19 protein-coding genes and 1 riboswitch are annotated in these 24,856 nt (G+C 70.6%); of the genes, 6 read left to right on the top strand and 13 right to left on the bottom strand.

Going from position 1 to position 24,856, the window contains the following annotated elements:
* Positions 1-268 precede the first annotated feature (268 nt).
* Positions 269-3,409 (bottom strand): efflux RND transporter permease subunit, encoded by a 3,141-nt coding sequence (locus tag DELCS14_RS04315; protein ID WP_013800611.1) that lies wholly within the window; start codon positions 3,407-3,409, stop codon positions 269-271.
* A gap of 383 nt (positions 3,410-3,792) precedes the next feature.
* Here DELCS14_RS04315 and DELCS14_RS04310 point away from each other — a divergent pair, with 383 nt between their 5' ends.
* Complete coding sequence (locus tag DELCS14_RS04310) at positions 3,793-4,527, top strand: response regulator (protein WP_016448779.1); 735 nt, start codon at positions 3,793-3,795, stop codon at positions 4,525-4,527.
* 34 nt (positions 4,528-4,561) lie between these two features.
* Positions 4,562-5,635, top strand: coding sequence for an ATP-binding protein (locus tag DELCS14_RS04305; protein WP_013800609.1), 1,074 nt, complete (start codon positions 4,562-4,564; stop codon positions 5,633-5,635).
* 18 nt (positions 5,636-5,653) lie between these two features.
* Here DELCS14_RS04305 and DELCS14_RS04300 read toward each other — a convergent pair whose 3' ends face one another.
* The 11 genes from DELCS14_RS04300 to DELCS14_RS04250 form a co-directional block, all read right to left on the bottom strand.
* Positions 5,654-6,115 (bottom strand): VWA domain-containing protein, encoded by a 462-nt coding sequence (locus DELCS14_RS04300; protein ID WP_157158234.1) that lies wholly within the window; start codon positions 6,113-6,115, stop codon positions 5,654-5,656.
* 209 nt (positions 6,116-6,324) lie between these two features.
* Positions 6,325-7,470, bottom strand: coding sequence for an AAA family ATPase (locus DELCS14_RS04295; RefSeq protein WP_013800607.1), 1,146 nt, complete (start codon positions 7,468-7,470; stop codon positions 6,325-6,327).
* Positions 7,467-11,297 (bottom strand): cobaltochelatase subunit CobN, encoded by a 3,831-nt coding sequence (cobN, locus tag DELCS14_RS04290; protein WP_013800606.1) that lies wholly within the window; start codon positions 11,295-11,297, stop codon positions 7,467-7,469. Before cobN ends, DELCS14_RS04295 begins: the two co-directional genes overlap by 4 nt.
* Positions 11,298-11,326: 29 nt before the next feature.
* Positions 11,327-12,376: a cobalamin biosynthesis protein CobW gene (gene cobW, locus DELCS14_RS04285; RefSeq protein WP_013800605.1), complete on the bottom strand. Its 1,050-nt coding sequence runs from the start codon at positions 12,374-12,376 to the stop codon at positions 11,327-11,329.
* A 27-nt stretch (positions 12,377-12,403) separates the two neighbouring features.
* The gene (locus DELCS14_RS04280; RefSeq protein ID WP_013800604.1) at positions 12,404-13,426 is read right to left on the bottom strand and encodes an LLM class flavin-dependent oxidoreductase; all 1,023 of its coding nucleotides are present in this window, start codon (positions 13,424-13,426) and stop codon (positions 12,404-12,406) included.
* A 4-nt stretch (positions 13,427-13,430) separates the two neighbouring features.
* Positions 13,431-14,195 carry an ABC transporter ATP-binding protein gene (locus DELCS14_RS04275; RefSeq protein ID WP_013800603.1) on the bottom strand — a complete coding sequence of 255 codons (765 nt, stop codon included), beginning with the start codon at positions 14,193-14,195 and terminating at the stop codon, positions 13,431-13,433.
* Entirely contained in the window at positions 14,192-15,214 is a 1,023-nt protein-coding gene (locus tag DELCS14_RS04270; RefSeq protein WP_012207547.1) for an iron ABC transporter permease, read from the bottom strand. The genes DELCS14_RS04275 and DELCS14_RS04270 overlap by 4 nt, the downstream gene beginning before the upstream one ends.
* Positions 15,211-16,152: an ABC transporter substrate-binding protein gene (locus DELCS14_RS04265; protein ID WP_013800602.1), complete on the bottom strand. Its 942-nt coding sequence runs from the start codon at positions 16,150-16,152 to the stop codon at positions 15,211-15,213. The genes DELCS14_RS04270 and DELCS14_RS04265 overlap by 4 nt, the downstream gene beginning before the upstream one ends.
* Positions 16,153-16,162: 10 nt before the next feature.
* Positions 16,163-18,394 carry a TonB-dependent receptor gene (locus tag DELCS14_RS04260; RefSeq protein ID WP_013800601.1) on the bottom strand — a complete coding sequence of 744 codons (2,232 nt, stop codon included), beginning with the start codon at positions 18,392-18,394 and terminating at the stop codon, positions 16,163-16,165.
* Between the two features lie 128 nt (positions 18,395-18,522).
* Positions 18,523-18,807, bottom strand: a riboswitch (cobalamin riboswitch).
* A 38-nt stretch (positions 18,808-18,845) separates the two neighbouring features.
* Positions 18,846-19,727: a CHAD domain-containing protein gene (locus DELCS14_RS04255; RefSeq protein WP_013800600.1), complete on the bottom strand. Its 882-nt coding sequence runs from the start codon at positions 19,725-19,727 to the stop codon at positions 18,846-18,848.
* A 69-nt stretch (positions 19,728-19,796) separates the two neighbouring features.
* Complete coding sequence (locus DELCS14_RS04250; RefSeq protein WP_012207551.1) at positions 19,797-20,288, bottom strand: YbaK/prolyl-tRNA synthetase associated domain-containing protein; 492 nt, start codon at positions 20,286-20,288, stop codon at positions 19,797-19,799.
* A gap of 66 nt (positions 20,289-20,354) precedes the next feature.
* Between DELCS14_RS04250 and DELCS14_RS04245 the strand changes: the two genes are divergently transcribed.
* Together DELCS14_RS04245 and DELCS14_RS04240 are read left to right on the top strand one after the other, a co-directional pair.
* Positions 20,355-20,996, top strand: coding sequence for a helix-turn-helix transcriptional regulator (locus DELCS14_RS04245; RefSeq protein WP_013800599.1), 642 nt, complete (start codon positions 20,355-20,357; stop codon positions 20,994-20,996).
* A gap of 44 nt (positions 20,997-21,040) precedes the next feature.
* Positions 21,041-22,003 (top strand): threo-3-hydroxy-L-aspartate ammonia-lyase, encoded by a 963-nt coding sequence (locus tag DELCS14_RS04240; RefSeq protein WP_013800598.1) that lies wholly within the window; start codon positions 21,041-21,043, stop codon positions 22,001-22,003.
* 25 nt (positions 22,004-22,028) lie between these two features.
* Here DELCS14_RS04240 and DELCS14_RS04235 read toward each other — a convergent pair whose 3' ends face one another.
* Positions 22,029-22,763 carry an NUDIX domain-containing protein gene (locus DELCS14_RS04235; RefSeq protein ID WP_013800597.1) on the bottom strand — a complete coding sequence of 245 codons (735 nt, stop codon included), beginning with the start codon at positions 22,761-22,763 and terminating at the stop codon, positions 22,029-22,031.
* 87 nt (positions 22,764-22,850) lie between these two features.
* On the opposite strand from DELCS14_RS04235, the gene DELCS14_RS04230 reads away from it, so the two are divergent.
* A complete protein-coding gene (locus DELCS14_RS04230) occupies positions 22,851-23,924 on the top strand; it encodes an SPFH domain-containing protein (protein WP_013800596.1) in 1,074 nt (357 codons plus the stop codon).
* Complete coding sequence (locus DELCS14_RS04225) at positions 23,911-24,843, top strand: sugar kinase (protein WP_013800595.1); 933 nt, start codon at positions 23,911-23,913, stop codon at positions 24,841-24,843. The genes DELCS14_RS04230 and DELCS14_RS04225 overlap by 14 nt, the downstream gene beginning before the upstream one ends.
* The last annotated feature ends 13 nt before the right edge of the window (positions 24,844-24,856 follow it).

Genomic DNA, 24,856 nt, shown 5'->3' with positions numbered 1-24,856 from the left:
CGCATGGGACGAATACCTCCTGCAATGGCGAACGAAACCGCCATTATAGAAATCATGGGACGGACGTGCTGGCCGTGCCGGAGGGGGCGCCACCGGCGCCACGGCGGCCGGCATGCGCACCTGCGTTTGCACGCGGCGGCTCGGGTCCGGTGGGCCCGGCCTGCCGCTTAGGGGCTGCAGGCGCCGATGGCGCGCAAGGGTTTGAAGACTGTGCCGGCGGGCGGCCCTGAAAGCACAGGGCGTTGAGCGCGATCCAGAGAGGCATGGTTCAGGTTCCGGGGTCGGCAGCGGGCGGCGGCCGGCGCGCGCTGCCGCGCGGCCCGGCGATGCGCCGCTGCCATTCAAGGACGAAGACGAAGAAGACGGGCACGAAGAACACGGCCAGCACCGTGCCGCTGACCATGCCGCCGAACACGCCCGTGCCGATGGCGTGCTGGGTCTCGGCGCTGGCGCCCGATGCCAGCATCAGCGGCACCACGCCCAGCGCAAAGGCCAGCGAGGTCATGAGGATGGGCCGCAGCCGCAGGCGCGCGGCCTTGATGGCGGCCTCGCGCAGGTCCTGGCCTTCCTCGCGCAGTTGCTTGGCGAATTCCACGATCAGGATGGCGTTCTTGGCCGACAGGCCGATGATGGTGATCAGCCCCACCTTGAAGAACACATCGTTGGGCATGCCGCGCAGCAGCACGGCCGCCACCGCGCCCAGCAGGCCCAGGGGCACGACCAGCATCACCGACAGCGGGATGGACCAGCTCTCGTACAGCGCGGCCAGCACCAGGAAGACCACCAGCATGGACAGGGCCATGAGCAGCGGCGCCTGCGCAGCCGACTGGCGCTCCTGCAGCGACTGGCCGGTCCAGGCCACGGCAAAGCCGGGCGGCAGCTGGGCCACCAGCCGCTCCATCTCGGCCATGGCCGCGCCGCTGGACGTGCCGGGCGCAGGCGTGCCCGAGATGCGCGACGCCAGGAAGCCCTGGTAGCGCACCAGCTGCAGCGGCGTCTCCGACCACACGGGCGTGGCGAACTCGGCCAGCGGCACCATGCCGCCCGAGGCATTGCGCACATTCAGCCGGAGCACGTCATCGACCTGCATGCGCGCGGGCGCGTCGGCCTGCACGATGACCTGCTGCATGCGTCCGGCGTTGGGGAAGTCGTTGACGTACAGCGAGCCCATGGCCGTGGACAGCGTCTCGCTGATGGCGGCAAAGCCCACGCCCAGGGCCTGGGCCTTCTGGCGGTCGATCTCCAGCCGCACGCTGGTGCCCGAAGGCAGGCTGTCCTGGTAGGCCGAGCCCAGCACGCTGCTGCTGCCGGCCAGCGCCAGCAACTGGTCGGTGGCCGACTTGAGCGCGGCATGGCCCTGGCCCGTGCGGTCCTGCAGGTACATGGTGAAGCCCGAGGAGGTGCCCAGCTCGTCGATGGCCGGGGGCTGCAGCACCATGATGGCGCCCTCGGGCGCATGTTCCATGGCCTTTTGCGCGAGCGAGACTTCCTCGCCCGCCGTGGCGCCGTCGCGCTGGTCCCAGTCCTTGAGCGTGGTGAAGGCCATGGCCGCGTTCGGGCCCGAGCCCGCGAAGCTGAAGCCCAGCACCGAGATGCTGGAGGCGATGCCGGGGCGCTGCGCCACATGCTCCTCATAGCGCTTGACCACGTCCAGCGTGCGCTCGGCCGTGGCATCGGCCGGCAGCTGGATGGACGCCATGAAGTAGCCCTGGTCCTCCTCGGGCAGAAAGGCCGAGGGCAGCTGGCGCAGCGCAAACACCAGGATGGCCACGATGGCCGCGAACAGCAGCATCATGCGGCCCGTGCGCCGGACCAGGCCCGTGACATGGGCCTCGTAGCGGTTCGTCAGCCGCTCGAAGCCGCGGTTGAACCAGCCGAAGAAGCCCTTCTTCTCATGGTGGCCTGCCGCCACCGGCTTGAGCAAGGTGGCGCACAGCGCTGGTGTCAGGCTCAGGGCCAGGAAGGCCGAGAACAGGATGGACACGGCCATGGACAGCGTGAACTGCTGGTAGATCACGCCCACCGAGCCGCTGGCGAACGCCATGGGAATGAACACCGCCGTCAGCACCAGGGTGATGCCGATGATGGCGCCCGTGATCTCCTTCATGGCCTTGAGCGTGGCATCGCGCGGGGACAGGCCTTCCTCGGCCATGAGGCGCTCCACGTTCTCCACCACCACGATGGCGTCGTCCACGATGATGCCGATGGCCAGCACCATGCCGAACATGGTCAGCACGTTGATGGAAAAGCCCGCCACCAGCATCACGGCGAAGGTGCCCAACAGCGCCACGGGCGCCACGATGGCCGGGATCAGCGTGTAGCGCAGGTTCTGCAGGAACAGGTACATCACCAGGAAGACCAGCACCATGGCCTCGACCAGGGTCTGCACCACCTTCTCGATGGAGATCTTGACGAAGGGCGCGGTATTGAACGAGATGGTGTGCTCCATGCCCCGCGGCAGGATGGAGGCCAGCTCGGCCATGCGCTTTTGCACGGCGGCGGCCGTGCGCACGGCATTGGCGCCCGGCGACAGCTGCACGGCGGCGCTGGTGGCGGGCTTGCCATCCTCGCGGTTGGAGAAGGCATAGGACTGCGCACCCAGCTCCACGCGCGCCACGTCGCCCAGCACCAGGCGGGAGCCGTCGGCATTGGCGCGCAGCACGATGGCCGCGAACTGCTCGGGCGAGGTCAGCTGGCCCTGCACGGTGAGCGGCGTGGTCACGCGCTGGCCCGGGGCGATGGGCGCATCGCCCACGCGGCCCGGGGCGATCTGCATGTTCTGCTGCTGGATGGCCTGGGTGAGGTCGCCCATGGACAGCCCGTAGGAGATCAGCTTGGCCGGATCGACCCAGACGCGCATGGCGCGCTCGGTGCCGAACAGCTGCACGCGGCCCACGCCCTCGATGCGCCGCAGCTCCTCGACGACATTGCGCGCCATGTAGTCATTGAGTGCCAGCTCGTCGAACTCGCCGCCCGGCGAGATCAGGCCCACCAGCAGCAGAAAGCTCGACGTGGCCGACTCCACCTGCAGGCCGTTCTGGCGCACGGCCTGCGGCAGGCGCGGCTCCACGGCCTTGATGCGGTTTTGCACATCCACCTGGGCCAGCTCGGGGTTGGTGCCGGGCTTGAAGGTGGCCTTGATCTCGGCCGAGCCCGAGGTGTCCACCGAGGACTCGAAGTACAGCAGGTGGCGGACGCTGGACAGCTCGCGCTCGATCAGAGAGACCACGGAGTCATTGAGCGTCTTGGGCGTGGCGCCCGGGTAGGTGGCATACAGGCTCACCGTGGGCGGCGCCACCGTGGGATAGCGCGAGATCGGCAATTGCGGAATGGCAAGCACGCCCAGCAGCACGATGAACAACGCGATGACCCAGGCAAAGACGGGCCGGTGAATGAAGAACTGTGGCATGGACGCGAGGTCTGGTTTTCAATGCACGCCAGGGCGCGCTGCGGAAAAAATACGGCGCCTGGCGCCGACACATCTGAGGGGCCATCCGGATGCAAATCCAGATTGCCAGGAGGCATGGGGATGGAGGAAACTCCTGCCGGTGCGGCTTCGGCCTGCGGCGTGTTGCCGCCAGGGCCATTCATCCATGGAGCCGCTGCAAAGCTAACAGCTCTCCCACCCGCTCATACGGCATTGCCGCTGTGACTTCATATTCAGGGATTTGTTTCGCATGCCGGCCAATTGCGGCGGCACAGGGAAACAGCTTGCGTTCTTTCGATGGCATTTCGGCCCGGGAAATGTGGAAGAACGATGGAGATGAACACAGCCCCCGCCGCGACCCCAAAATGGCTTCTATCATTGCCCAGCCCTTGCCTTTCCAGCCATCGACATCGCTCATCCTCGTCGCCGAGGACGAGCCCGAGATCGCAGACATCCTGTGCGCCTACCTGGCCCGCAGCGACCTGCGCACCGTGCATGCCGCCGATGGCCAGCAGGCCCTTGAACTGCACCACCACTTGAAACCCGATCTCGTACTTCTCGACGTGCAGATGCCACGCCTCGACGGCTGGCAGGTGCTGTCCGAAATCCGCCGGCGCGGCGACACGCCCGTCATCATGCTCACCGCCCTCAACCAGGACGTGGACAAGCTCATCGGCCTGCGCATTGGCGCGGACGACTACGTGGGCAAGCCCTTCAACGCGGCCGAGGTCGTGGCGCGCGTGCAGGCCGTGCTGCGCCGCTGCGGGCAGGGCCGTCTCCGCGATACCAAGCTGCTGCAGGCCGGCCCCTTTCGCGTGGACCTGGACAGCCGCGAGGTCAGCGTGCAGGTGCAGGGCGCCACGCATGTGCCCGAACTCACCGTGACCGAATTCAACCTGCTGGCCAGCCTGGTGCGTTCGCCCCGGCGCGTGTTCAGCCGCGCCGAGCTGCTGCTGAGCTGCCTGCCCGAAGGCCACACGCTGGAGCGCACCGTGGACAGCCACATCAGCAAGCTGCGCAAGAAACTCGAAGGCCTGGGCCTGCAGGGCATGCCCGACAGCGTGCGCAGCGTGGGCTACCGGCTGGGGATGGACCCATGAGCGCCGCACAGGCCGCAGGCCGGGGAGTGCCGTCATGAGCGCAGCGGCCGGGCTGCGCCGGCAGGTGGTGCTGACCATGTCGGCCGTCACGCTGGCCGTGGTGGTGCTGTGCGTGCTGGGCTCGTACGCCTTCTATGCGCTGCTGCTGACCTTTCACCCGGCCAGCGTCTCCGACGGCTGGATGCCCTCCAGCGTGGAGCTGGCCTGGGTGCTGCTGACCCTGGTGGTGGCCATGCTGATCGCCATCTTCGTGGCCACGCGGCTGTCGCGGCGCATCCTGCCCTCGCTGGACTCGGTGGCCATCAGCCTGCGCCAGCTGGCCGAGGGAGACCTCTCGGCGCGCGCCAGCACGGACGACAGCGCGCTGCACGAGGCCGCGCAGCTGGTGCACGACTTCAACAGCCTGGCCCGGCGCCTGGAAGGCATGGCGCAGGAGCGCGCCTTCTGGAGCGCGGCCATCGCCCATGAGCTGCGCACGCCCGTGACCATTCTCAGCGGGCGGCTGCAGGGACTGTCCGACGGCGTCTTCCTGCCCAGCAAGGACATGCTGGCCAGCCTGATGACCCAGGTCGAGGGGCTGACCCGCCTGATCGACGACCTGCGCCTGCTGGGCCTGCAGGAAAACGGCCATCTGCAATTGCAGCTGCGCCAGACCTGCCTGGCGGGCGAGGTGCGCTCGGTGGCCCTGGCCGTGGGACCGGCGCTGGAGCAGGCGGGCCTGCAGCTGGCGATGGAGCTCGATGACCAGCCCGTGGTCTGCGACCCCGTGCGCATACGCCAGGCCCTGCTGGCCCTGCTGGAAAACGCCATGCAGTACGCGCAGCCGGGCCCGCTGCTGGTGGCCGCGCGCGTGCGCCACGGCCTGTGCACCGTGCGCGTGGAAGACAGCGGCCCCGGCGTGGCGGCAGACCTTGCGCCGCGCATCTTCGACGCCTTCCAGCGCGGTGAAGGCGCCCGCAGCCGAAGGAATGCCAGCGTGGGTGCAGGCAACGGCAGCGGACTGGGCCTGGCCGTGGTGCAGGCCATTGCCCAGGCCCATGGCGGGCGGGCGCAGTGCCTGCCGGGCGAGCGCGGCGGCGCGCTGTTCGAGCTGAGCTGGCCGGCCTGATCTCGTCAGAGCCGCAGATCAGCCTGCGAAATCATCAGCCCGCACATGGCGTGCGTCCCAGGCGGCAGCCAGCGCAGCGGCCCGGCCCAGGCGCACGCGGCCTGATTCAAAGTCCACGATGCCCGCCTCCTGCGCCGCCGCAGGCCGCGCAGGCCGCTCGCGCGTGCGGCCGTCGGTGAGCAGCCACAGCCAGCCCTGGCAGGAGGCGTCTGCGCCGCAATGGCGCTGCAGCAACTGGCCCGCCTGTTCCACGGCCGCCTGCAGCGGCGTGCCGCCGCCCCCGCCAATGGGAGCGATCCAGTCGTCATTCCAGGCCGCAGCCTTGCGCGGCGGCAGGCGCAATTCCACGCGCGTGCCCGCAAAGCAGATCAGCGCCACCTGCTCGCGGCGACGGTAGGCCTCTTCCATCAGCGACAGCAGCACGCCCTTGGCCCGCGCCAGTGCGCCGCTGGCGGCCATGGAAGCCGAGCAATCGAGCACAAAGCAATGCAGCCGCGTGGCCTGCGGCGGCTCGCGGCGGCGCTGCAGATGTTCAGGCGCCAGTGCCTGGGCGCCGCGCGCGGCCAGCGTGCGCGGCCAGTCCCAGCTGCCGGTGGCCTGCCCGCCTTGCGACTGAGCCAGCCGGGGCTGGCTGGAGGCCTGCTGGCCCGCCCCCGCAGCCCTTGCCTGTGGCGCGGGGCCGCGGGGGCTCAGGCTTTTTTTGTGGCGGGCGCTCCCGCCTTTGCGGCCTCGCGGGCCAGCAATGAGGGCACGGCGACACGCAGCAGGCCCACGGGCTCGGGCGGCATGGCGCCCCAGTCGGCCTCGGAGGGCGGGCTGTCGCCTGCGCCGTTGGCCGTGGATTCCGCAGGCGGCCGGCTTTGTGCCGGCGACTGCGAAGGCGGATTCGATGGCGCTTGCTGTGGGGATGGCTGCTGCTGCTGCGGCGGCTGCGGCGCCCCCGGCTTGCGGCGGTGCACCAGCACCAGCTCGGCCACGGCCTGCACATGGTCGGGCCTGACCTCGGCATCGCCCAGCCAGGCGGCCCAGGCGCGGGCGGCGCGCAGCAGCACCAGGTCGGCCCGCAGGCCGTCCACCTGGGCGGCAATGCACAGCGCTCCGGCGGCCTGCAGCACCGCGTCGGACCAGGGCAGCGCGCCGGCCGGCTGCAGGCGCTCGCGTGCCGTGCGCAGCTGGGCAGCCAGCGCGGCCTGGGCGTCTGCATGGCGGGCGCGGAAGGCGGCCGGGTCGGCATCGAACAGCAGCCGCGCGCGCACGATGGCCTGGCGCTGGGCCGCATCCTGCACATTGGCCAGGCGCACGCACAGGCCCAGGCGGTCCAGCAGCTGCGGGCGCAGTTGGCCTTCCTCGGGGTTCATGGTGCCCACCAGCACGAAGCGCGCCGCGTGGCGGTGCGAGATGCCGTCGCGCTCGACCACGTTGACGCCGCTGGCGGCGGCATCCAGCAGCACATCGACCAGGGCATCGGGCAGCAGGTTGATCTCGTCCACATAGAGCACGCCGCCATGGGCGCGCGCCAGCAGGCCGGGCGCGAATTTGAGCGCATGGCCGGCCATGGCCTGGCCCAGGTCCAGCGAGCCGGCCAGATGCTCCAGCGAAGCGCCCAGCGGCAGCGTGACGAAGGGCGCGGCATCGATGAGCTCGGCCAGCGCACGCGCGGCCGTGGATTTGGCCGTGCCGCGCGGCCCCTCGATCAGCACGCCGCCCAGTTGCGGGTCGATGGCGGCCAGCAGCAGCGCCTGGCACAGCAGGGGCTGGCCGGCGATGGCGGCAAAGGGAAACAGCGGCGGCAGCGCGGGCTGGGCGCCGCTGCCCAGGTCAGGGGAGGCGGTCATCCGCGCAATCCTTCGAGATGGTTTTCATGTTCCAGCAGCAGGTCTTCCAGCTGCTGGCGATAGTCGCCGGGCTGCTCCCACAGGCCGCGCTGCATGGCTTCGAGCAGGCGCTCCAGCATGTCGCGCAGGGCCTGCGGATTGTGCTGCACGAGAAAGTCGCGCGTGGCCGCATCCAGCACATAGGCGTCGGCCACCAGGGCGTACTGGTGGTCGCCCACCTGCTGCGTGGTGGCATCGAAGCCGAAGAGATAGTCCACCGTGGCCGCCATCTCGAAGGCGCCCTTGTAGCCGTGGCGCTTGGCGCCGTCCATCCACTTGGGATTGGTGACGCGCGAGCGCACCACGCGCGCAATCTCTTCCTTGAGCGAGCGCACGCGCGGCTGGGCCGGGTTGGCGTGGTCGCCGTGGTAGAGCGCGGGCTGGCGGCCCGAGAGGTGGCGCACGGCCGAGGCCATGCCGCCCTGGAACTGGAAGTAGTCGCCCGAGTCGAGGATGTCGTGCTCGCGGCTGTCCTGGTTGTGGGCCACCACGTCGAGCTCGCCCAGGCGGCGGCGCAGCGCATCGCCTGCGGGCACGCCCTCGGCGTCCTGGCCGTAGGCGTGCTGGCTCCAGCCCAGGTAGGCCTGGGCCAGGTCGGCATCGCCCTGCCAATCACCGCTCTGGAACAGTCCGCCCAGTCCCGATCCATAGTGGCCGGGCGGCGCGCCGAACACGCGCCAGCCGGCCTGCAGGCGGGCCTGCACGGCGTCCATGCCCTGCGCCTGCAGTTGCTCGGCCTCGGCCAGGATGCGCGCGCGTATGGGGTTGTCCTCGGCGTCCTCATCCAGCGCGGCCACGGCCTGCACGGCCGCGTCGAACATCTGCACGGCGCCCGGGAAGGCATCGCGGAAGAAGCCCGAGATGCGCAGCGTCACATCCACGCGCGGCCGGCCCATGCCCACGCGCGGCACCACCTCGAAGTCCACCACGCGCTGGCTGCCGGGAGCCCATTTGGGTCGCACGCCGATCAGCGCAAAGGCCTGGGCGATGTCGTCGCCGCCCGTGCGCATGGTGGCCGTGCCCCAGACCGACAGGCCCAGGGTGCGCGGGTACTCGCCATGCTCCTGCAGATAGCGCTCCAGCAGCCTGAGCGTGGCCTGCTGGCCCAGCTCCCAGGCGGCCTGGGTGGGAATGGCGCGCGTGTCCAGCGTGTAGAAATTGCGCCCCGTGGGCAGCACGTCGGGCCGCCCGCGCGAGGGCGATCCGCTGGGACCGGGCGGCACGAAGCGGCCCTGCAGGCCGCGCAGCAGCTGGCGCAGTTCCTCGCCGCCACAGGCATCCAGCGCGGGCGCCAGCACGGCGTGCACCTGTTCCAGCGCGGCCTGGGTCTGCGGCCAGTCATGGGCTTCGGTCTCGCCCTCCAGCAACTGCTGCGCCAGCAGCTCCAGGCGCTCGCGGGTGTCGCCCTCATGGCGCCAGGGCTCGTCGCTCACGGCCTGCAGTGCGGCGGGGCGCGCGCCGGTCCAGGGGCGTGCAGGCTCCATGCGCAGCGGGTCGAACCCGGGGCTGTCCAGCAGGTCGGCAGCCAGCGCCTGGATCAGGCCCTGGCCTTCGTCCGACGGGAAGCGCGCCAGCGCCAGCAGCGTGTCGCGGCGCTGGCGGCCTTGAGGCGAGGCGCCGAAGACATGCAGGCCGTCGCGGATCTGGGTTTCCTTGAGCTCGCACAGGTAGGCGTCTATGCGTTCGAGCACGGCATCGTCGTCCTGCGCGGCACCGGGCGCCAGGTCCAGCTCCTGGTCCAGGTGCTGGCGGCGCACGATGTCCAGGATCTGGCGGCGCAGCAGCGCGCCGCGCCGCGCATCGACCAGCAGGGCATCGTAGTACTCGTCCACCAGGCGCTCCAGGTCCTGCAGCGGGCCGTGGTTTTCGGCGCGCGTCAGCGGCGGCATCAGGTGGTCGATGATCACGGCCTGGCTGCGGCGCTTGGCCTGGGCGCCTTCGCCGGGATCGTTGACGATGAAGGGGTACAGGTGCGGCAGCGGGCCGAGGATGGCATCGGGCCAGCACGCGCCCGACAGCGCCAGGCTCTTGCCCGGCAGCCATTCGAGGTTGCCATGCTTGCCCACGTGGACCATGGCGTCCACGGCAAAGCGGTCGCGCAGCCAGAAGTAGAAGGCCAGGTAGCTGTGGGGCGGCACCAGCTCGGCATCGTGGTAGCTCGCATAGTCCTGCGCGCCCATGCCTTTACCGACCAATGCACGCGCCGGCTGTATGCCGACAAAGACATGGCCCAGGCGCAGGCCCGCGATCATGAATCGGCCCTGGCGCAGCAGCGGGTCGGCCTCGGGCGCGCCCCAGCGCGCCGTGATGGCGTGGGCCATGCCGTCCGGCAGCGCGGCCAGGCGTGCCAGGTACTCGTCCAGCGCATAGCTTTGCCAGGCCGGGCGCAGCGGCCACTGGGCCGGGTCGTTGGCAATGCCCTGCTGCAGGGTGTGCATCAGCGCCTCGCCATCGGCGGGCAGCTGCGCGGGGTCGCCCAACTCATGGCCTTCGGCCGCCAGGTGCTGAAGGATGGCGATCACCGAGGCCGGCGTATCCAGCCCCACGCCGCTGCCGATGCGGCCTTCGCTGCCCGGATAGTTGGCCAGCACCAGGGCCAGGCGCTTGTCGCGCGCGGGCAGGCTGCGCAGGCGGCACCAGCGCCAGGCCAGGTCGGCCACGAAGTCCACGCGGTCTGGCTCGGGCTGGTAGGCCACCACGTCGGCCTGGGTGAAGGCGCAGCGGTGGGACAGGCCCTTGAAGCTGATGGCGCGCGTGATGATGCGGCCATCCATCTCCGGCAGCACCACCTGCATGGCGATGTCGCGCGGGCGCAGGCCCTGGCTGTCGGCCCACCAGTCCTCGCGGTTTCCGCCGCTGGCAATGACCTGCAGCACGGGCGCATCGCCGGCCAGGGCCGTGCCCGATTCCAGCGCCGAGAACGCCGTGGTGTTGAGCACCAGCTGCACGGCATGGTCTTCGCAGAGCTGGCGCAGCGTGGCCAGGCACAGCGGGTCCTTGAGCGAGTCCAGCGCCACGGGCAGCGGGTTCATGCCGCGCTGCTGCAGCGACAGGGCCATGGCGTCGAAGGCTGCCGTATTGCCCGCCAGCAGGTGGGAGCGGTAGAACACCAGGGCCACGGTGGGCGCGCCCGGCGTCCAGGCGCGCTGCAGGTCGTCGATGCCGGCCACGTCATGGGCATGGACCGGGGCCTGGACCTGGGCATGGCTCCTGGCAGCGAACAGCGCCGGGGGAACGTGGACAGCCGCCTGCGGCAGGGTGCGCGGCGGCAGCGGCGCATCGCCCCGGTCCAGCCCGTGGTAGACGGTGGCCTTGAGGAATTCGCGCGCATTGGCCGCGCCGCCCGAGCGCAGGTATTGCCACAGCTGGCGGCAGGCGGCGGCCGGCAGCGTGCTGCGCGCCAGCAGGTGCGGGTCTTCCTGCAGGTCACCCGAGAACATGGCCAGGCGCTGGCCCTTGCGGCGCGCCAGCGAGCCGATCTGCTCGATGCCGTAGGGCCAGGCCGACTCCGAGCCCAGGTGGTCCACGATGACCACGCGCGCATGGCGCAGCACCTCGTCCACATACAGGTCCAGCGAGGCCGGCTGGCGCAGGTACAGCAGATTGGCCAGCCGCACCGAGGGGAAGTCCGCCGACGCCCCGGCCAGCGCGGCCACGGCCGATGACAGCAGGGCCAGCGTGGTGTCGGCCGAGCTCAGGATGACGATGTCGGCCGGCGTCTGGTCGAGGCGGGTGACGATGCTCTCATCCTCGACGAAGCCGCCGGGGCGCGTGGACAGCAGGTGCATGGAACAGGTTTCAGTACGGAATCGGAAGGTCAGGCGGCCACATTCTCCAGGCCCTTGCGCAGCGCTGCTTCGTCAAGGTCTTGCCCGATGAACACCAGGCGCGTGCCGCGTGCCTCGCCCTCGCGCCAGGCGCGGTCGAAATGGTGGTCGAAGCGGCGGCCCACGCCCTGCAGCAGCCAGCGCATGGGCTTGCCCGGGATGTCGGCAAAGCCCTTGACGCGCAGGATGCTGTGCTGCTCCACCAGCGTCTCCAGCGCGGCCAGCAGGCGGTGGCGGTCCACGGCGGGCAGGTCGATCACGTAGGAGTCGAAGTCGTCGTGGTCATGGTCCTCGTCGTGGTCATGGTGGCTCACGCGCTGGTCGATGGTGGTCTCGGCCGCCTTGGCCAGGCCCAGCACCACGTCCAGCGGCAGGCGGCCCTGGGACGATTGCACGATCTTGACCTCGGGCGGCAGCTCCTCGCGCACCAGGGCGGTCACGCGGGCCAGGGCCTCGGCATCGGCCAGGTCGGTCTTGTTGAGCACCACCAGGTCGGCCGCGCCCAGCTGGTCCTCGAACAGTTCGTGCAGCGGCGACTCGTGGTCCAGGTTGGGGTCGGCACGGCGCAGCTCGTCCACGGCCTGGGGATTGGCGGCGAACTGGCCGCTGGCGGCCGCTGGCGTGTCCACCACGGTGACCACCGCGTCCACGGTGAACACGTTGGCGATCTCGGGCCACTGGAAGGCCTGGACCAGGGGCTTGGGCAGGGCCAGGCCCGAGGTCTCGATGATCACGGCGTCGATCTGGTCGCGGCGCTCGGCCAGCGCGCGCATCACGGGGAAGAACTCTTCCTGCACCGTGCAGCACATGCAGCCGTTGGCCAGCTCGTACAGCGCGCCTTCGCGCTCGTTGCCCTCGTCGTCGCAGCCGATGCCGCAGCCCTTGAGGATCTCGCCGTCGATGCCCAGCTCGCCGAACTCGTTGACGATGACGGCAATGCGCCGGCCGCCCGCGTTGTCCAGGATGTGGCGCAGCAGCGTGGTCTTGCCGCTGCCCAGGAAGCCGGTGACGATGGTGGCGGGAATCTTGGCGGTTTGCATGGAAGGTTCTCCAGAAAAAAGAGGAAGTCAGACGGTGGCGAAAGGCACGGCGCTGCGCAATGAAGGGAGAACCTCCTGCGCAAACAGTTCCATGCCGGCGAGGGCCTGGGCATCGCTCCACAGGCCGTTGGCGTTGAAGACGCAGCGCAGCTGGCCAATGCCCGTGCGCTCGCGCAAGGCGGTGATCTGCGCATGGCACTGCTCGGGCGTGCCATGGATGAATTGTTCGGCCAGCACGCGCGGCACATCGATGGGCAGCACCTGGTCGGCCGGCACGCCGCGCTTGCCCGCAAAGTACACGCGCCGCTGGTACAGCTGCGGCCACAGCGTGGCCAGCTGGGCCTGCACGGCGGCCTCATCGGCACCGATGCAGACATAGCGCGCCAGCGATGAACGCGCACGCAGCGCGGCGGCATCGCGCCCGCGCTCCAGGGCAGCGGCCTCCAGGCGCTCCAGCTGCATGCCTTCGGGCGGCTCCAGGCTCAGCAGCAGGGGCAGATTCTGATCGACGGCAAAGCCCAGGGTCTCTGCCGTGGAGCCGGCCACATACAAGGGAGGATGCGGACGCTGCACGGTCGAAGGCAGGGCGGGCCGGTCCTCGAAGCTCCACGGCCCCTGCCCCGCTACGATGGGCCTGCCGGACAGCGCCTCCACCAGGATGCGGCAGGACTGCGCAAAGCGCTCGCGCGTGCTGTCCGCATCGATCTGCAGGGCGCGCAGCGCGGCCGGTTCCGTGCCCCGGCCAACGCCCACGTCGATGCGGCCGGCGCTTTGCAGGTCCAACTGGGCAATCTCCTCGGCCAGCATCAGCGGATGGTGCAGCGGCAGCACCAGCACCGAGGTGCCCACGCGCAGCCGCTCGGTGCGCGCCAGCACGGCGGCGGCCAGCAGCAGGGGCGAGGGATAGGGCCAGGCGGTATCGGGCACGCGGAATTCGTTGAACCACACGCCCTGGAAACCCAGGCGCTCGGCGCGCTCGAACAGCGCCAGGAATTCACGGTGCCCGCCGCGCGTGGCGTCGCGCGTCCAGCCGGCCAGATCGATGCGCATGGGTTCAGTTCTCCTGTTTCAGCCGCGCGCGCAGCAAGGTTTGCGGAGGTGCGTCGATGCGCTCGAAATCCACGCCGAACACGGCATCCAGCCCCGGCGCATGCAGCAGCTCGGCAGGGGCTCCATCGAGCGCAATGCGCCCCTGGTCCAGCACGATGACGCGCCCGAAGTGCGCCAGCGCCAGGTCCAGGTCATGCATGACCACCAGCACCAGCCGCTCGCGCCCGCGCTGCGCCAGCGCCTGCACCAGGGCCAGGCGGTGGCGCACGTCCAGCGCGGCGCCGGGCTCGTCGGCCAGCAGCACGGGCGGGTCGGTGGCCAGCACGGTGGCCAGCAGGGCACGCGCCTGCTCGCCGCCGGACAGCGTGGACCAGCGCCTGCGCGCGAAATCCTGCAGCCCGGCGCCTGCAATGGCCGCCTCGACATCACCCCGGCCCGCCAGCCGCATGTGCATGAGCTCGGCCAGCGTCAGGTCCCAGTGCGGCGCAAAGCGCTGGGGCATGTAGCCCACGCGGCGTGCGCGCTCGGCCACGGGCAGGGTTGCAATGTCTTGCCCGTCCAGCAGCACGCTGCCGGATGCAGGCGCCTGCAGCCCCGCCAGCAGGGACAGCAGGCTGGACTTGCCCGCGCCATTGGGCCCCACCAGGGCCACGGCGCCGCAGGCGGGCAGCTGCAGCGAGACGGCGTCCAGCACGCTGCGGCCACGGTGGCGCAGCGTGAGGGACCGGGCCTGCAGGCGCGGTGGGGCGCAAGGGATGGCACCGTTCATGCGGACCTCAGCCTGCGCGCCAGCAGCACGATGAAGAAGGGCCCGCCGGCCACGGCCGTGACCAGGCCCAGCGGAATCTCGGCCGGCGGCAGCACGCTGCGCGCAATGGCATCGGCCAGCGTGACGATGATGGCGCCCGTGAGCGCCGACGCCGGCAGGGCCGCGCGGTGCAGCGGTCCCGCCATCCAGCGCGCGATGTGCGGCGCAGCCAGCCCCACGAAGGCCACCAGCCCGCCATAGGCCACGGCCACGGCCACCACCAGCGAGCCGGCCAGCACGGCCAGCGGCGTGAAGCGCGCCACGTCCAGGCCGAAGCCCTGGGCCGCATCGGCACCCAGGCCCAGCAGGTCCAGCCCGCGCGCTAGCGCCATGGCCCCGGCCAGGCAGGCCAGGGAGGCACCGGCCAGCAGGCCCAGCCCGCTCCACGACGGCGTCTGTATGCCGCCCAGCACCCAGCTGAGCACCACCTGCAGGCTCACCGTCTCATCGGACAGCGCCAGCATCAGGAACGAGCGCAGCGCGCCCAGCACGGCCGCCAGCGCCACGCCGGCCAGCAGCATGCCGGCCGCATCGGTGGCACCGGCCACGCGCGAGACGGCCAGCACCAGCACGGTCGAGCCCCAGGCGCCGGCAAAGGCCAGCACGGGCAGCGTCCATGCCTGGGGCAGGCCGAACAATAGATGCATGGGAACCAGCAAGGCGACAGTCGCCCCCAGCGCCGCGCCGCCCGAGGCGCCCAGCAGATAGGGCTCGGCCAGCGGATTGCGGAACACGCCCTGGAAGATGGCACCCGACAGGCCCAGCAGCGCGCCCACCAGGGCGGCTGCCAGCACGCGCGGCACGCGCCACTGCAGCAGCAGCCGGCTGCGCAGGCTGTCTTCGCCGCCCAGCGCGGCCAGCAGGTCGGCCGGGCTGGCCCACTGGTGGCCCGCGCAGGCGGCGATCAGCAAGCTGGCCAGCAGCAGCAGGACCGCACCGGCCCAGGGGCGCCACGCAGGTGGATGTGAAAGGGAATTCATGCGGCCTCCCCGGCCCAGGCCGCAGGGTGCAGCCAGCGCGAGAGTTTTTCCACGCCGCCGAAGGTGCGCGGCCCGGGAATCAGGAACTCGGCGCGCGCCACCGTGGTGGCCCGGCCGCCGCGCACGGCACGCAGGTCGCGCCAGCCGCGCTGGCCGATCAGGTCCTGCATGGCCTCCTGCGTGCCTGCGAACAGCAGCACGTCGGGGTCGGCGGCCAGCACGGCCTCGGGCGAGACCTGGGGCACCGTGCCCAGGCCGTCCAGCGCGAACGAAGCGCCCGCGCGCACCATGGCCTCGCCGGTATAGGTGCCCGGCCGGGCCGCCAGCAGCATGCCGTTGCCCAGCCGGCCCGTGACCATGAGCGCGCGCGGCCGGGGCTGGCCGGCCACCAGCCGGTCCACGCGCAGCAGCCGCGCCTCCTGCGCCAGGGCCAGCGCCTGGCCGCGCGCCTGCACGCCCGTGGCGCGGGCCACCAGGCGCAGGTTGTCCATCACCTCGGCCAGCGAGCGGCTGAGCAGCACCATCACCGGCACGCCGATGCGCTCCATGGGATCGACCAGTTGGTGCGCCGCCTGGCGCGCGGGCGTGACGATGACCAGGTCCGGCTGGCGCGCCACCACGGCGTCCACCGAGAACCCCAGCCGCCCGCCCACCTTGGGAATGCGCTCCACGCCCGGTGGAAAGCGCGTGAAATCCTCCACGCCCACCACGCGGTCCAGCAGGCCCAGCGCGGCCACCAGCTCGGTATTGGAGGCAAAGATGGAGACGATGCGCTGCGGCGGCGCAGCAATCTCCACGCGCCGGCCCAGCGCATCCTGCAGCACCACCGGCCCGCCTGCAGCGACGGTGTCGGCCCATGCCGCGGGCAGGCCGCAGGCCAGGGCCGCTGCCGCGCCCTGGCGCAGCAACTGGCGGCGCGTGGTGCTGGATTGCCTCATGCCGTGGTCCTCAAAACTCCGCCTGGAGGCCGACCATGAGTTCGCGCCCCGCCATCGACGTTCCGCAGCCGCCGTTCTGGTACGCCGGGTTGGCGATGCAGGGCGCGCGGTCCAGCGCGATGAAGATGGGATGGCGGTTCAGGTCGAACAGGTTGTTGACGGCTGCGAACAGCTTGACGCCCGGCGACACGCGGTAGTCGGCCCGCAGGTTCCAGATGGTGAAGGCGCCCTTGCGGTGGATGAAGGTGCTGCTGGGCTCGCCCTGCGGGATGAGCAGCGCCTCTTCCGTGTCGTACCACATGGGACCGCGCAGCAGCGTGGACAGCTGCAGGCTCCAGTCGCCCTGCAGCCGCCCGCTGCCGCGCCCGTAGCGCACGCCGGCCGAGGCCTCGTAGCGGTACATGCGCTGCACCTTGTCGGTATTGGCCGACGCTGGCGATCCCTTGTCCCGCATGCTGAAGTGGTAGTAGCCGCCAGCCCAGGCCTTGAGCTGGTGGCCCGTCAGGTTCAGCGCCCGCGCCAGGTCCATGTCGGCCTGCATTTCCAGGCCGCGCGCCACGATGTCGGCCGCGTTGTTGGCGTAGTCCGAGGTGTTGGTCGTCGCCCCGCGCGAGACGGTGATGATGCGGTCGCTGATGGTGTTCTGGAACAGGGCCGCATCCACGCGCCAGCCGGGCTGCTGCAGCGCGGCGCCGACCTCGATCTGGCGGCTGGTCTCGGGCTTGAGGTTGGGATTGCCGAAGGTGCGGCCACCGCCGACGGCCGTGAAGTCCGAAGCCAGCTCCGTGGCCGTGGGCGCGCGGAACCCCGTGGAGGCCGCAGCGCGCAGCGTGAGCCGGTCCGTGGCCTTCCAGGTGGCGCCGGCCGACCAGGTGTGGTTGTCGTAGTCGCGCGTGCTGGCCTGGGCCAGCGCCAGGTTGGGCGTATCGTCGAAGCGCGTCGTGCCCCAGGTCTTGCGCAGGCCGGCACGCAGCGTGAGGCGATCGTCGAACAGGGTCTGCGCGTCCTCGAAGTACAGCGCGTGCACCTGCTCGGTCTGGTTGTTGTCGTAGGGCGCAACCTGGCCCGCCGGGCCGCCCGGCATGGCCACGCGCAGGCGGTCGGAGCGCAGCTTGCTGCGCTCCCAGTCAAAGCCCATCAGCAGGTCATTGGTCTGGCTGACACGCAGGCGCGGCTGAAAACGCAGGCCCGTGGCGTCCAGCTGGCGGTGGTTGTAGTCGCGCGCCGTGCCGGGCACCGCGCTGTTGCCCGAGCGGATCACGGGCGATGCCCAGTTGAACTCGTCGGTATCGACCAGGCTGTAGAGGTGGGTCGTCCAGCTCAGGCGCTGGTCGGGCAGTGCACCTTCGTAGGTCAGGTCCAGCGAGCGGTTGCTGCGGTTGTCTCGGCTGTAGATGTTGGCGCCCGATCCGCGAAAGCCCGCGTTGTAGATGCCGTCCGTGCGCAGTTGCAGCTCCACGCGGTGCAGCTCGTGCAGCTGCCAGCCCAGGGCGCCGCTGGCGCCGCGCCGCTTCCAGCCCGTGTTCTCCATGCGCGTGCCGCCATCGCCCGACTCGTAGTCGCCGCGCCCGCCTGCGCTCACGCCGAAGTACCAGTCGAAGCGGTCATTGGCGCCGGCCGTCTGCGCATCGGTGCGCCACAGGTCCCATGAACCGGCCTGGACCTGGGCGCGCGTGCCGGGCGCCGTCGCCCCCGTCTTCATGATGATGTTGACCACCCCGCCCATGGCCTGGCTGCCGTAGATCACCGAGGACGGGCCGCGCACGATCTCGATGCGCTCCACATCCGAGGGGCTGAGCTTGGACAGGTTGGCCGTGCCCGCGCGCCGGCCGTTGACCAGCACCAGCACCTGGCTGCGGAAGTCGCGCCCCTGGCCGTCGGTGGAGGCGCCGCGCAGGTTCATCGAGGTCTGGGCCGCCGTCCATTCGCTGAGAAAGCCCACGGCGTTCTCGGCCAGCAGGTCGGTGACCGAGCGCGCGCTGGAGCGCTCTATGGCCTCGCGGTCGATGGTCTGCGTGGTGCCCGCGATGCGGCTGCGCGCCTCGGGCCGCGCGGTGGCGGTCACGAAGACGGCGTCCAGCGCGTCGTCGGCGGATGCACCGGTTTTGCCGGCCGTCGGTTCCTGTGCGGCGCCGGCCGCTGCGGCGCAGCAGGCCAGCACGGCCGCAGCGGTGGCCGGGCGCAGGAAGGGAAGAAGGGGAAAGGGGCCGGAACAATCGGCGGCCAAAGAAGCGAAGCGCATGCGTTGAATCCAACTGCCCCAGTCACCCGTGGGGCCTATCGTCTGAACCACGCCGCACGGCGCGCACGCCGGAGCCGGCCACGGCAGCGCAGGCTGGGGCCGGACCGGACAGGCGCACTCCCGCGGCGTCCGAAAGCAGTGCAGAAGGCCGGTATCCGGGCTTGCGGAACGCTGCGGCGCGCATCGTGGGCGCGCTGCAGCAGGCATCCCCGCCTTCCCATGTCCGTCCAGACACAGTGGCTTGCGGCGCGCAACCGGTGGGTGGCGCGCCAGCGTGGGGAGTTGTATTCCGCTGACCGTTGCGGGGGCAGCGCAGGCATTGCGAGCGGCCACCTCGATGGCATCGCGCACCTGCTTCCCGTTGAACCCCTGGCCGGTGAACGGCATGGGGCACCTTCAGCAACAGCGCACCGCCACGGCCCAGGGGCTGCGGCGGTGCGCCAGCGGCGGATTATCGCCCAGCCCAGAAGCCCGGCACGCGGGCCAGCGCACGCAGCGCGCGGCGGCTGCTGCGCGCGCTGGTAGCCAGGCGGGCCTGCAGGTAGCCGGCCGCGAACCAGGCGCGCGGGTCGCGCGCGGCCTCGGCATGGAAATGCTCGGCCGCCACGGCCATGTCGTTGTGCAGGCCCAGCGCGTCCTGGGCGGGCACCAGCGCCTCGGCAAAGCGCCGGCCCTTTTTGCCGGGCCACATTCCGGGCGCGAATTCCCGCGCAAAGTCCGCCAGGTAGCGCAGGCGCTTGAGCCGCTTGCGCACGCGGTGCTGCTGCGCCAGCGGCAGGCGGTCGAAGTGCCGGCCGTCGCGCAGCACCTGGCGGTGCAGGCGCGCCAGCCGCCGTGCCAGGTACTTGCGCGTGCCTGTGGCGGACAGGTGGGCAAAACGGGCCGATGGCTCTGCCTGCGGCGCCTGCGCCAGCGCCTGGATCTCGGCCAGCGCCTGCAGGAACGGCGGCTCGCGCACGGCAGCGGCTGCATCCGCCTGCACGGCCTGCGGCGCCTGCCAGTCGCACAGGGGCGCATGGGCGGCCTGCAGCAGCGGGCGCACCACATCGGCCAGCGTATCGGCATCGCGCAGCGTGCCCAGTTGCGTAAAGGCCTGGGCCAGGGGGTCATCCCATTCGGCGCGCATGCCGGGCGCCAGCCCCGCGCATTCGCGCAGCACGGTGCGCAGGCGCCGCAGGGCCACGCGCAGCTGGTGAATGGTCTCGGCATCGCTGCCACCGCCCTCCAAGACCGCCAGATGCGACTGCACCTGGGCCAGGGCAGCAGCCAGCGCCGCACGCACAAAGCCGGCCGCATCGGGCCGGTCAGGGTGCTGCTTCGCAGGGGTGGACATGGTCAGGCAAGGAGATGTGGACGTTGCCGACGATTGTGGGCGCAGCCCCGCGCCAGGGTCAATCCATGGTCAATCGGCACCCTCCCCGCTCAGGCTGTGCAGCGCGGGCCGGGCAATGCGCACATAGTCGGCCGAGTCCAGCACGATGGAGCGGTCCAGCCGGCCCGCGTTGAAGGCGATCTCGCCAAAGCGCTCTACCAGAGCCGGGTCCACCACCAGGCGCACCTGCGGGTTGAAGGAGAACGGCGGCACCGATCCCATCACGCAGCCCGTGGCGGCCTGGGCCTCCTCGGGCGAGGCCAGCGTGGCCTTGCGCACGCCCACGGCCTGGGCCAGGCGCTTGAAGTCCAGCTTGCGGTCGCCGGGCAGCACGGCCAGGAACAGCTGGGGATCGCCCGCACCGGCCGCATCGCGGCTCTTGCAGAGCATGGCCTTGGCGCCTTGGCCGGGGGCGGTGCCCCGGATTTCGGCGACCAGGTCAGAGCGGCCTTCGGCCGGATGTTCCAGCACGCGAAAACGCGCGCCCTGGGATTGCAACAGGTCTACAAGGGTGTCGAACATGGTGGAAAGCGCAGAGAAGTCGTCTGGATTTTGACATTTTGTCCAATTCAAAACAAAATGTCCAATATGACCCAACGAACCCCTGAACAGCGCCAGCTTCTGGACCAGCTGGCCCAGATCGCAGAAGGCCTGGGCCAGACCTTTGCCCCGTTCTGCGAGGTGGTGGTGCATGACCTGCTCGACCCGTCCCATGCGGTGCTGGCCATCCACAACAACCTGTCGGGCCGCGAAGTGGGCCAGGGCGCGACGGAGCTGGGCCTGGCCCGCATCCTCGACCCCGGCTACGAGCAGGTCATCGCCAACTACCCCAACCAGTTCGCCGATGGCCGCCAGGCCAAGAGCACGTCCATCGGCATCCGCGACTCCGAGGGCCGCTACATCGCCGCCCTGTGCATGAATGTGGACCTGACGATGTTCCAGGGCTTCCAGGGCATGCTCAACCGCTTTGCCGCCGTCAGCGGCGACACCCCCGCGCGCGAAATGCTGGACCCCACGGGCGCCGGCGCAGGCGCCGACACGGTGCGTGCCCGCATCGATCAGTTCGCGGCCCGCCTGGCAACCACGCCGCGCGCCCTCAAGCCCGAGGAGCGCCGCGCCCTGGTCCGCGAACTCAAGGGCGCCGGCCTGCTCGATGTGCGCCGCTCCATGGAGACCATTGCCGCCCACCTGGGCGTGTCGCGCGCCACGGTCTACAGCTACGCCAAATAGCTCCCGGCACCCCGCCGGTCTGCAACCCCTTCTCTCCCGTACCGATGACAAGCCTTCCCACCTATGACGACGTGGCCGCAGCGGCCCAACGCATCCAGGGCCATGCCCACCGCACGCCCGTGCTCACCTCGCGCACGCTGGACGAGGCGCTGGGCGCCCGCGTCTTTCTCAAGTGCGAGAACCTGCAGCGCATGGGCGCCTTCAAGTTCCGCGGCGCCTTCAACGCCCTGTCGCGCTTCAGCCCGGCGCAGCGCAAGGCCGGCGTGGTGGCGTTTTCCTCGGGCAACCACGCCCAGGCCATTGCACTGGCAGCGCGGCTGCTGGAGATTCCCGCCACCATCGTCATGCCGCATGACGCGCCCGCCGCCAAGGTGGCGGCCACCAAGGGCTATGGCGGCCAGGTGGTGGTCTACGACCGCTATATCGAAGACCGCGAGCAGATCGGCCGCGACCTGGCCGAGCGCCACGGCCTGACCCTGATCCCGCCCTACGACCATGCCGACGTGCTGGCCGGCCAGGGCACGGCCGCCAAGGAACTGTTCGAGGAAACCGGCCCGCTGGACGCCCTCTTCGTGCCGCTGGGCGGCGGCGGCCTGCTGTCGGGCACCGCCCTGTCCACCCGCGCGCTCAGCCCCGACTGCGCGCTCTACGGCGTGGAACCCGAGGCCGGCAACGACGGCCAGCAGTCGCTGCGCGCGGGCCGCATCGTCCACATCGAAACGCCCAAGACCATTGCCGACGGCGCCCAGACCCAGCACCTGGGCGGCATCACCTTCCCCATCATCCAGCGCGACGTGACCGACATCCTCACCGCCAGCGATGCCGAGCTGGTCGACGCCATGGGCTTCCTGGCCACACGCATGAAGCTCGTGGTCGAGCCCACCGGCTGCCTGGGCCTGGCCGCCGCGCGCCAGAAAGGCGAGGAGCTGCACGGACGGCGTGTGGGCATCATCCTCAGCGGCGGCAATGTGGACATGCAGCGCTTTTGCAGCCTGCTGGGCGCCTGATCCTGGTCCTGATCGAAGGCCGCCCTCACCCGCGCGGGCTGAAGGTGCGCGGAAACACCACGGGCGCGCTGCGGTCGGCCAGGCGGTAGCCCATGGCGGGGCGGCGTGACGTGCCCTCCACCTGGCCTGCCTCGACCAGAAAGCCGGCCGCCATCATGCGCGTGCGAAAACCGCTCTTGTCCACGGGGCGGCCCAGCACCACTTCGTAGGCCTGCTGCAGCTGCGGCAGCGTGAAAGGCTCGGGCAGCAGAAAGGCCGGCAGCGAGGTGTATTCCACCTTGCCCCGCAGCCGCTCCACCGCTGCGCGCAGGATCTCGCCGTGGTCGAAGGCCAGCGCAGGCTCGCGCAGCAGTTCATCGACGGCAAACCACGACACATCGGCCGCATTCGCGCCCTTGGCCAGGATCAGGTCGTGCCCCGGGATCAGCGCGAAATACACATGCGTGGCCGACCAGCCACGCGGGTCGCGCGCCGCGCCGCCCCAGCTTCCCAGCTGCTCCAGGTAGGGGCTGTCCACACCCGTCTTGTCCAGCAGCTTGCGCCGCGCGCAGGCCAGCAGGTCCGCGTCCTGGCGCACATCCACAAAGCCGCCGGGCAGCGCCCACAGCCCCGGGAAGGGCTCGCTGCCCGCCGCGGGGCGCTGCACCAGCAGCACCTGCAGGGCATCGTCGACCACCGTGAAGATGACCACGTCCACCGTGGTGAACGGGCGCGGGAAGTCCAGCGCGCCCTGCGGGGATGGGGAATTTTTTTCAGCCATGGGATGGATTGTGCTTGACGTGCCGGATTTTAAGTTGCACTATGCAACCCATACAAGTTGCACAGAGCAACTTAAAGGAGAAGCACCATGTTCGGCATCCGTTTCATCAAGTCCCAACCCACGGTCCACCTCATGCAGTTCCGCGCCGGCAAGGTGGTGCGCGAGGGTGCGGGCCAGTCCTTCTTCTACTACGCGCCCACCACCACCCTGGTCGCGGTGCCCGTGGGCAGCCAGGACTGCCACTTCATGCTGGAGCTGGTGACGGCCGACTTCCAGAGCGTCACCGTGCAGGGCCAGGTCACCTACCGCATCAGCACACCGCGCCAGACCGCCATGCTGATGGACTTCTCCCTGGCGCGCGACGGCCAGAAATACCTGTCCGAAGACCCGCAGCGCCTGGGCGACCGCGTGACCATGCAGGTCGAGGTCATCATCCAGCAGGCCGTGCAGGCGCTGGACCTCAAGCAGGCGCTGCGCTCCTCGGCACTCATTGCGCGCACGGCCCAGCAGGAGCTGGCCGCCCAGCCCGAGATCGAGGCGCTGGGGCTGGAGATCCTGGGCGTCTCGGTCATGGCCGTCAAACCCACGCCCGACATCGCCCGCGCCCTGGAGGCGGAGGCGCGCGAGTCCAACCTCAAGGCTGCGGACGACGCCGTCTATGCCCGCCGCATGGCTGCCGTGGAAAACGAGCGCGCCATCCGCCAGAACGAGCTCGATACCGACGTGGCGGTGGAAAAGAAAAAGCGCCAGATCCGCGAGGCCCAGCTGGAAGCCAAGGCCGCCCAGATGCGCAAGGAAAACGAGCTGCGCGCCGAACAGATGTCCGCCGACGTGGCGCTGGAGACCAGCCGCCGCGACTTCGTCGAAGGCCAGGCCGCCAACAGCCGCACCCTGGCCGAGGCCGAGGCCTACCGCGTGGGCGCCGTCATGCAGGCCCTGGAAAAGGCCGACCCGCGCATCGTGCAATCGCTGGCCGCCGTGGGCATGCAGCCGGGCCAGCTCATCGCCCAGGCCTTTGGCGGCATTGCCGAGAAGGCCGAGCGCATCGGCCAGCTCAACGTCTCGCCCGAGCTGCTGCAGTCGCTCATGGGTGCCGGTGCAGGCCATGCAGCCGCCGTGGCCGATTCCGAACCCGCAAGGAGCCGCCGTGAACGCCAATGAACGCAAGACCGTGCTGGTGGTGCGGCGCACGCGGCTCGATGAGCTGGTGGCCAGGTACCACACGCTGTCCCAGGCGCGCTTCTACATCGAGCACCTGGGTGCCGACTTCGGCGACTACCTGCGCGAAAGCGCCGCCTACGCCGCCGCCCTGCAGGCCGTGGTGCAGGCGCTGGAGGCACGCGGCCGCTACCAGATCGTTGACCGCGCCCTGGTGCCCAACTTCGTCTTCGGCGCCGACGACATCGTGGTGGCACTGGGCCAGGACGGCATGGTGGCCAACACCATGAAATACCTGGACGGCCAGCCGCTCATCGGCGTCAACCCCGAGCCCGCGCGCTGGGACGGCCTGCTGCTGCCCTTCGCCCCCGCCGACCTGGCCGCCCTGCTGGGCGACGTGGCCGCCAACCGCCGCCCCACGCGCGCCGTCACCCTGGCCGAAGCGCGCCTGAGCGACGGCCAGGTGCTGCGCGCCGCCAACGACCTGTTCATCGGCCCGCGCAGCCATACCTCGGCCCTGTACGACATCGCGCTGGGCGAGCGGCGCGAATCCCAGTCGTCCTCGGGCCTCATCGTCGCCACGGGTCTGGGCTCGTCGGCCTGGATCAAGAGCATCGTCACGGGATCGATGGGCATTGCCCGCGCCGTGCGCGGCGCGTCCACCGACTTCGACTACCAGCCCTTCGCCTGGGATGCGCCACGCCTGGACTTCGCCGTGCGCGAGCCCTTTCCCAGCCGCTCCTCCACGGCCGAACTGGTCTACGGCCAGGTCACCGCCGGCCAGCCGCTGACCCTGCGCTCGCGCATGCCCGACCATGGCGTCATCTTCTCGGACGGCATGGAAGCCGACTACCTGCAGTTCACGGCGGGCATGCAGGCCACCATCGGCCTGTCGGACCGGCAGGGCTGCCTGGTGGTGTGAAGCCCGAAGCACG

The organism is Delftia sp. Cs1-4, assembly GCF_000214395.1.
Taxonomy (GTDB): Bacteria; Pseudomonadota; Gammaproteobacteria; order Burkholderiales; family Burkholderiaceae_C; genus Comamonas; species Comamonas acidovorans.
This window is presented reverse-complemented; position numbering and strand designations above follow the sequence as displayed.

What these genes read in the sequence shown, in the direction of transcription:
- DELCS14_RS04315 (WP_013800611.1), bottom strand. Translation starts at nt 3,409, where the DNA reads ATGCCACAGTTCTTCATTCACCGGCCCGTCTTTGCCTGGGTCATCGCG.
- DELCS14_RS04240 (WP_013800598.1), top strand. Translation starts at nt 21,041, where the DNA reads ATGACAAGCCTTCCCACCTATGACGACGTGGCCGCAGCGGCCCAACGC.
- cobW (WP_013800605.1), bottom strand. Translation starts at nt 12,376, where the DNA reads ATGCAAACCGCCAAGATTCCCGCCACCATCGTCACCGGCTTCCTGGGC.
- DELCS14_RS04305 (WP_013800609.1), top strand. Translation starts at nt 4,562, where the DNA reads ATGAGCGCAGCGGCCGGGCTGCGCCGGCAGGTGGTGCTGACCATGTCG.
- DELCS14_RS04245 (WP_013800599.1), top strand. Translation starts at nt 20,355, where the DNA reads ATGACCCAACGAACCCCTGAACAGCGCCAGCTTCTGGACCAGCTGGCC.
- DELCS14_RS04250 (WP_012207551.1), bottom strand. Translation starts at nt 20,288, where the DNA reads ATGTTCGACACCCTTGTAGACCTGTTGCAATCCCAGGGCGCGCGTTTT.
- DELCS14_RS04260 (WP_013800601.1), bottom strand. Translation starts at nt 18,394, where the DNA reads ATGCGCTTCGCTTCTTTGGCCGCCGATTGTTCCGGCCCCTTTCCCCTT.
- DELCS14_RS04295 (WP_013800607.1), bottom strand. Translation starts at nt 7,470, where the DNA reads ATGACCGCCTCCCCTGACCTGGGCAGCGGCGCCCAGCCCGCGCTGCCG.
- DELCS14_RS04265 (WP_013800602.1), bottom strand. Translation starts at nt 16,152, where the DNA reads ATGAGGCAATCCAGCACCACGCGCCGCCAGTTGCTGCGCCAGGGCGCG.
- DELCS14_RS04310 (WP_016448779.1), top strand. Translation starts at nt 3,793, where the DNA reads ATGGCTTCTATCATTGCCCAGCCCTTGCCTTTCCAGCCATCGACATCG.
- cobN (WP_013800606.1), bottom strand. Translation starts at nt 11,297, where the DNA reads ATGCACCTGCTGTCCACGCGCCCCGGCGGCTTCGTCGAGGATGAGAGC.
- DELCS14_RS04280 (WP_013800604.1), bottom strand. Translation starts at nt 13,426, where the DNA reads ATGCGCATCGATCTGGCCGGCTGGACGCGCGACGCCACGCGCGGCGGG.
- DELCS14_RS04270 (WP_012207547.1), bottom strand. Translation starts at nt 15,214, where the DNA reads ATGAATTCCCTTTCACATCCACCTGCGTGGCGCCCCTGGGCCGGTGCG.
- DELCS14_RS04235 (WP_013800597.1), bottom strand. Translation starts at nt 22,763, where the DNA reads ATGGCTGAAAAAAATTCCCCATCCCCGCAGGGCGCGCTGGACTTCCCG.
- DELCS14_RS04275 (WP_013800603.1), bottom strand. Translation starts at nt 14,195, where the DNA reads ATGAACGGTGCCATCCCTTGCGCCCCACCGCGCCTGCAGGCCCGGTCC.
- DELCS14_RS04230 (WP_013800596.1), top strand. Translation starts at nt 22,851, where the DNA reads ATGTTCGGCATCCGTTTCATCAAGTCCCAACCCACGGTCCACCTCATG.
- DELCS14_RS04255 (WP_013800600.1), bottom strand. Translation starts at nt 19,727, where the DNA reads ATGTCCACCCCTGCGAAGCAGCACCCTGACCGGCCCGATGCGGCCGGC.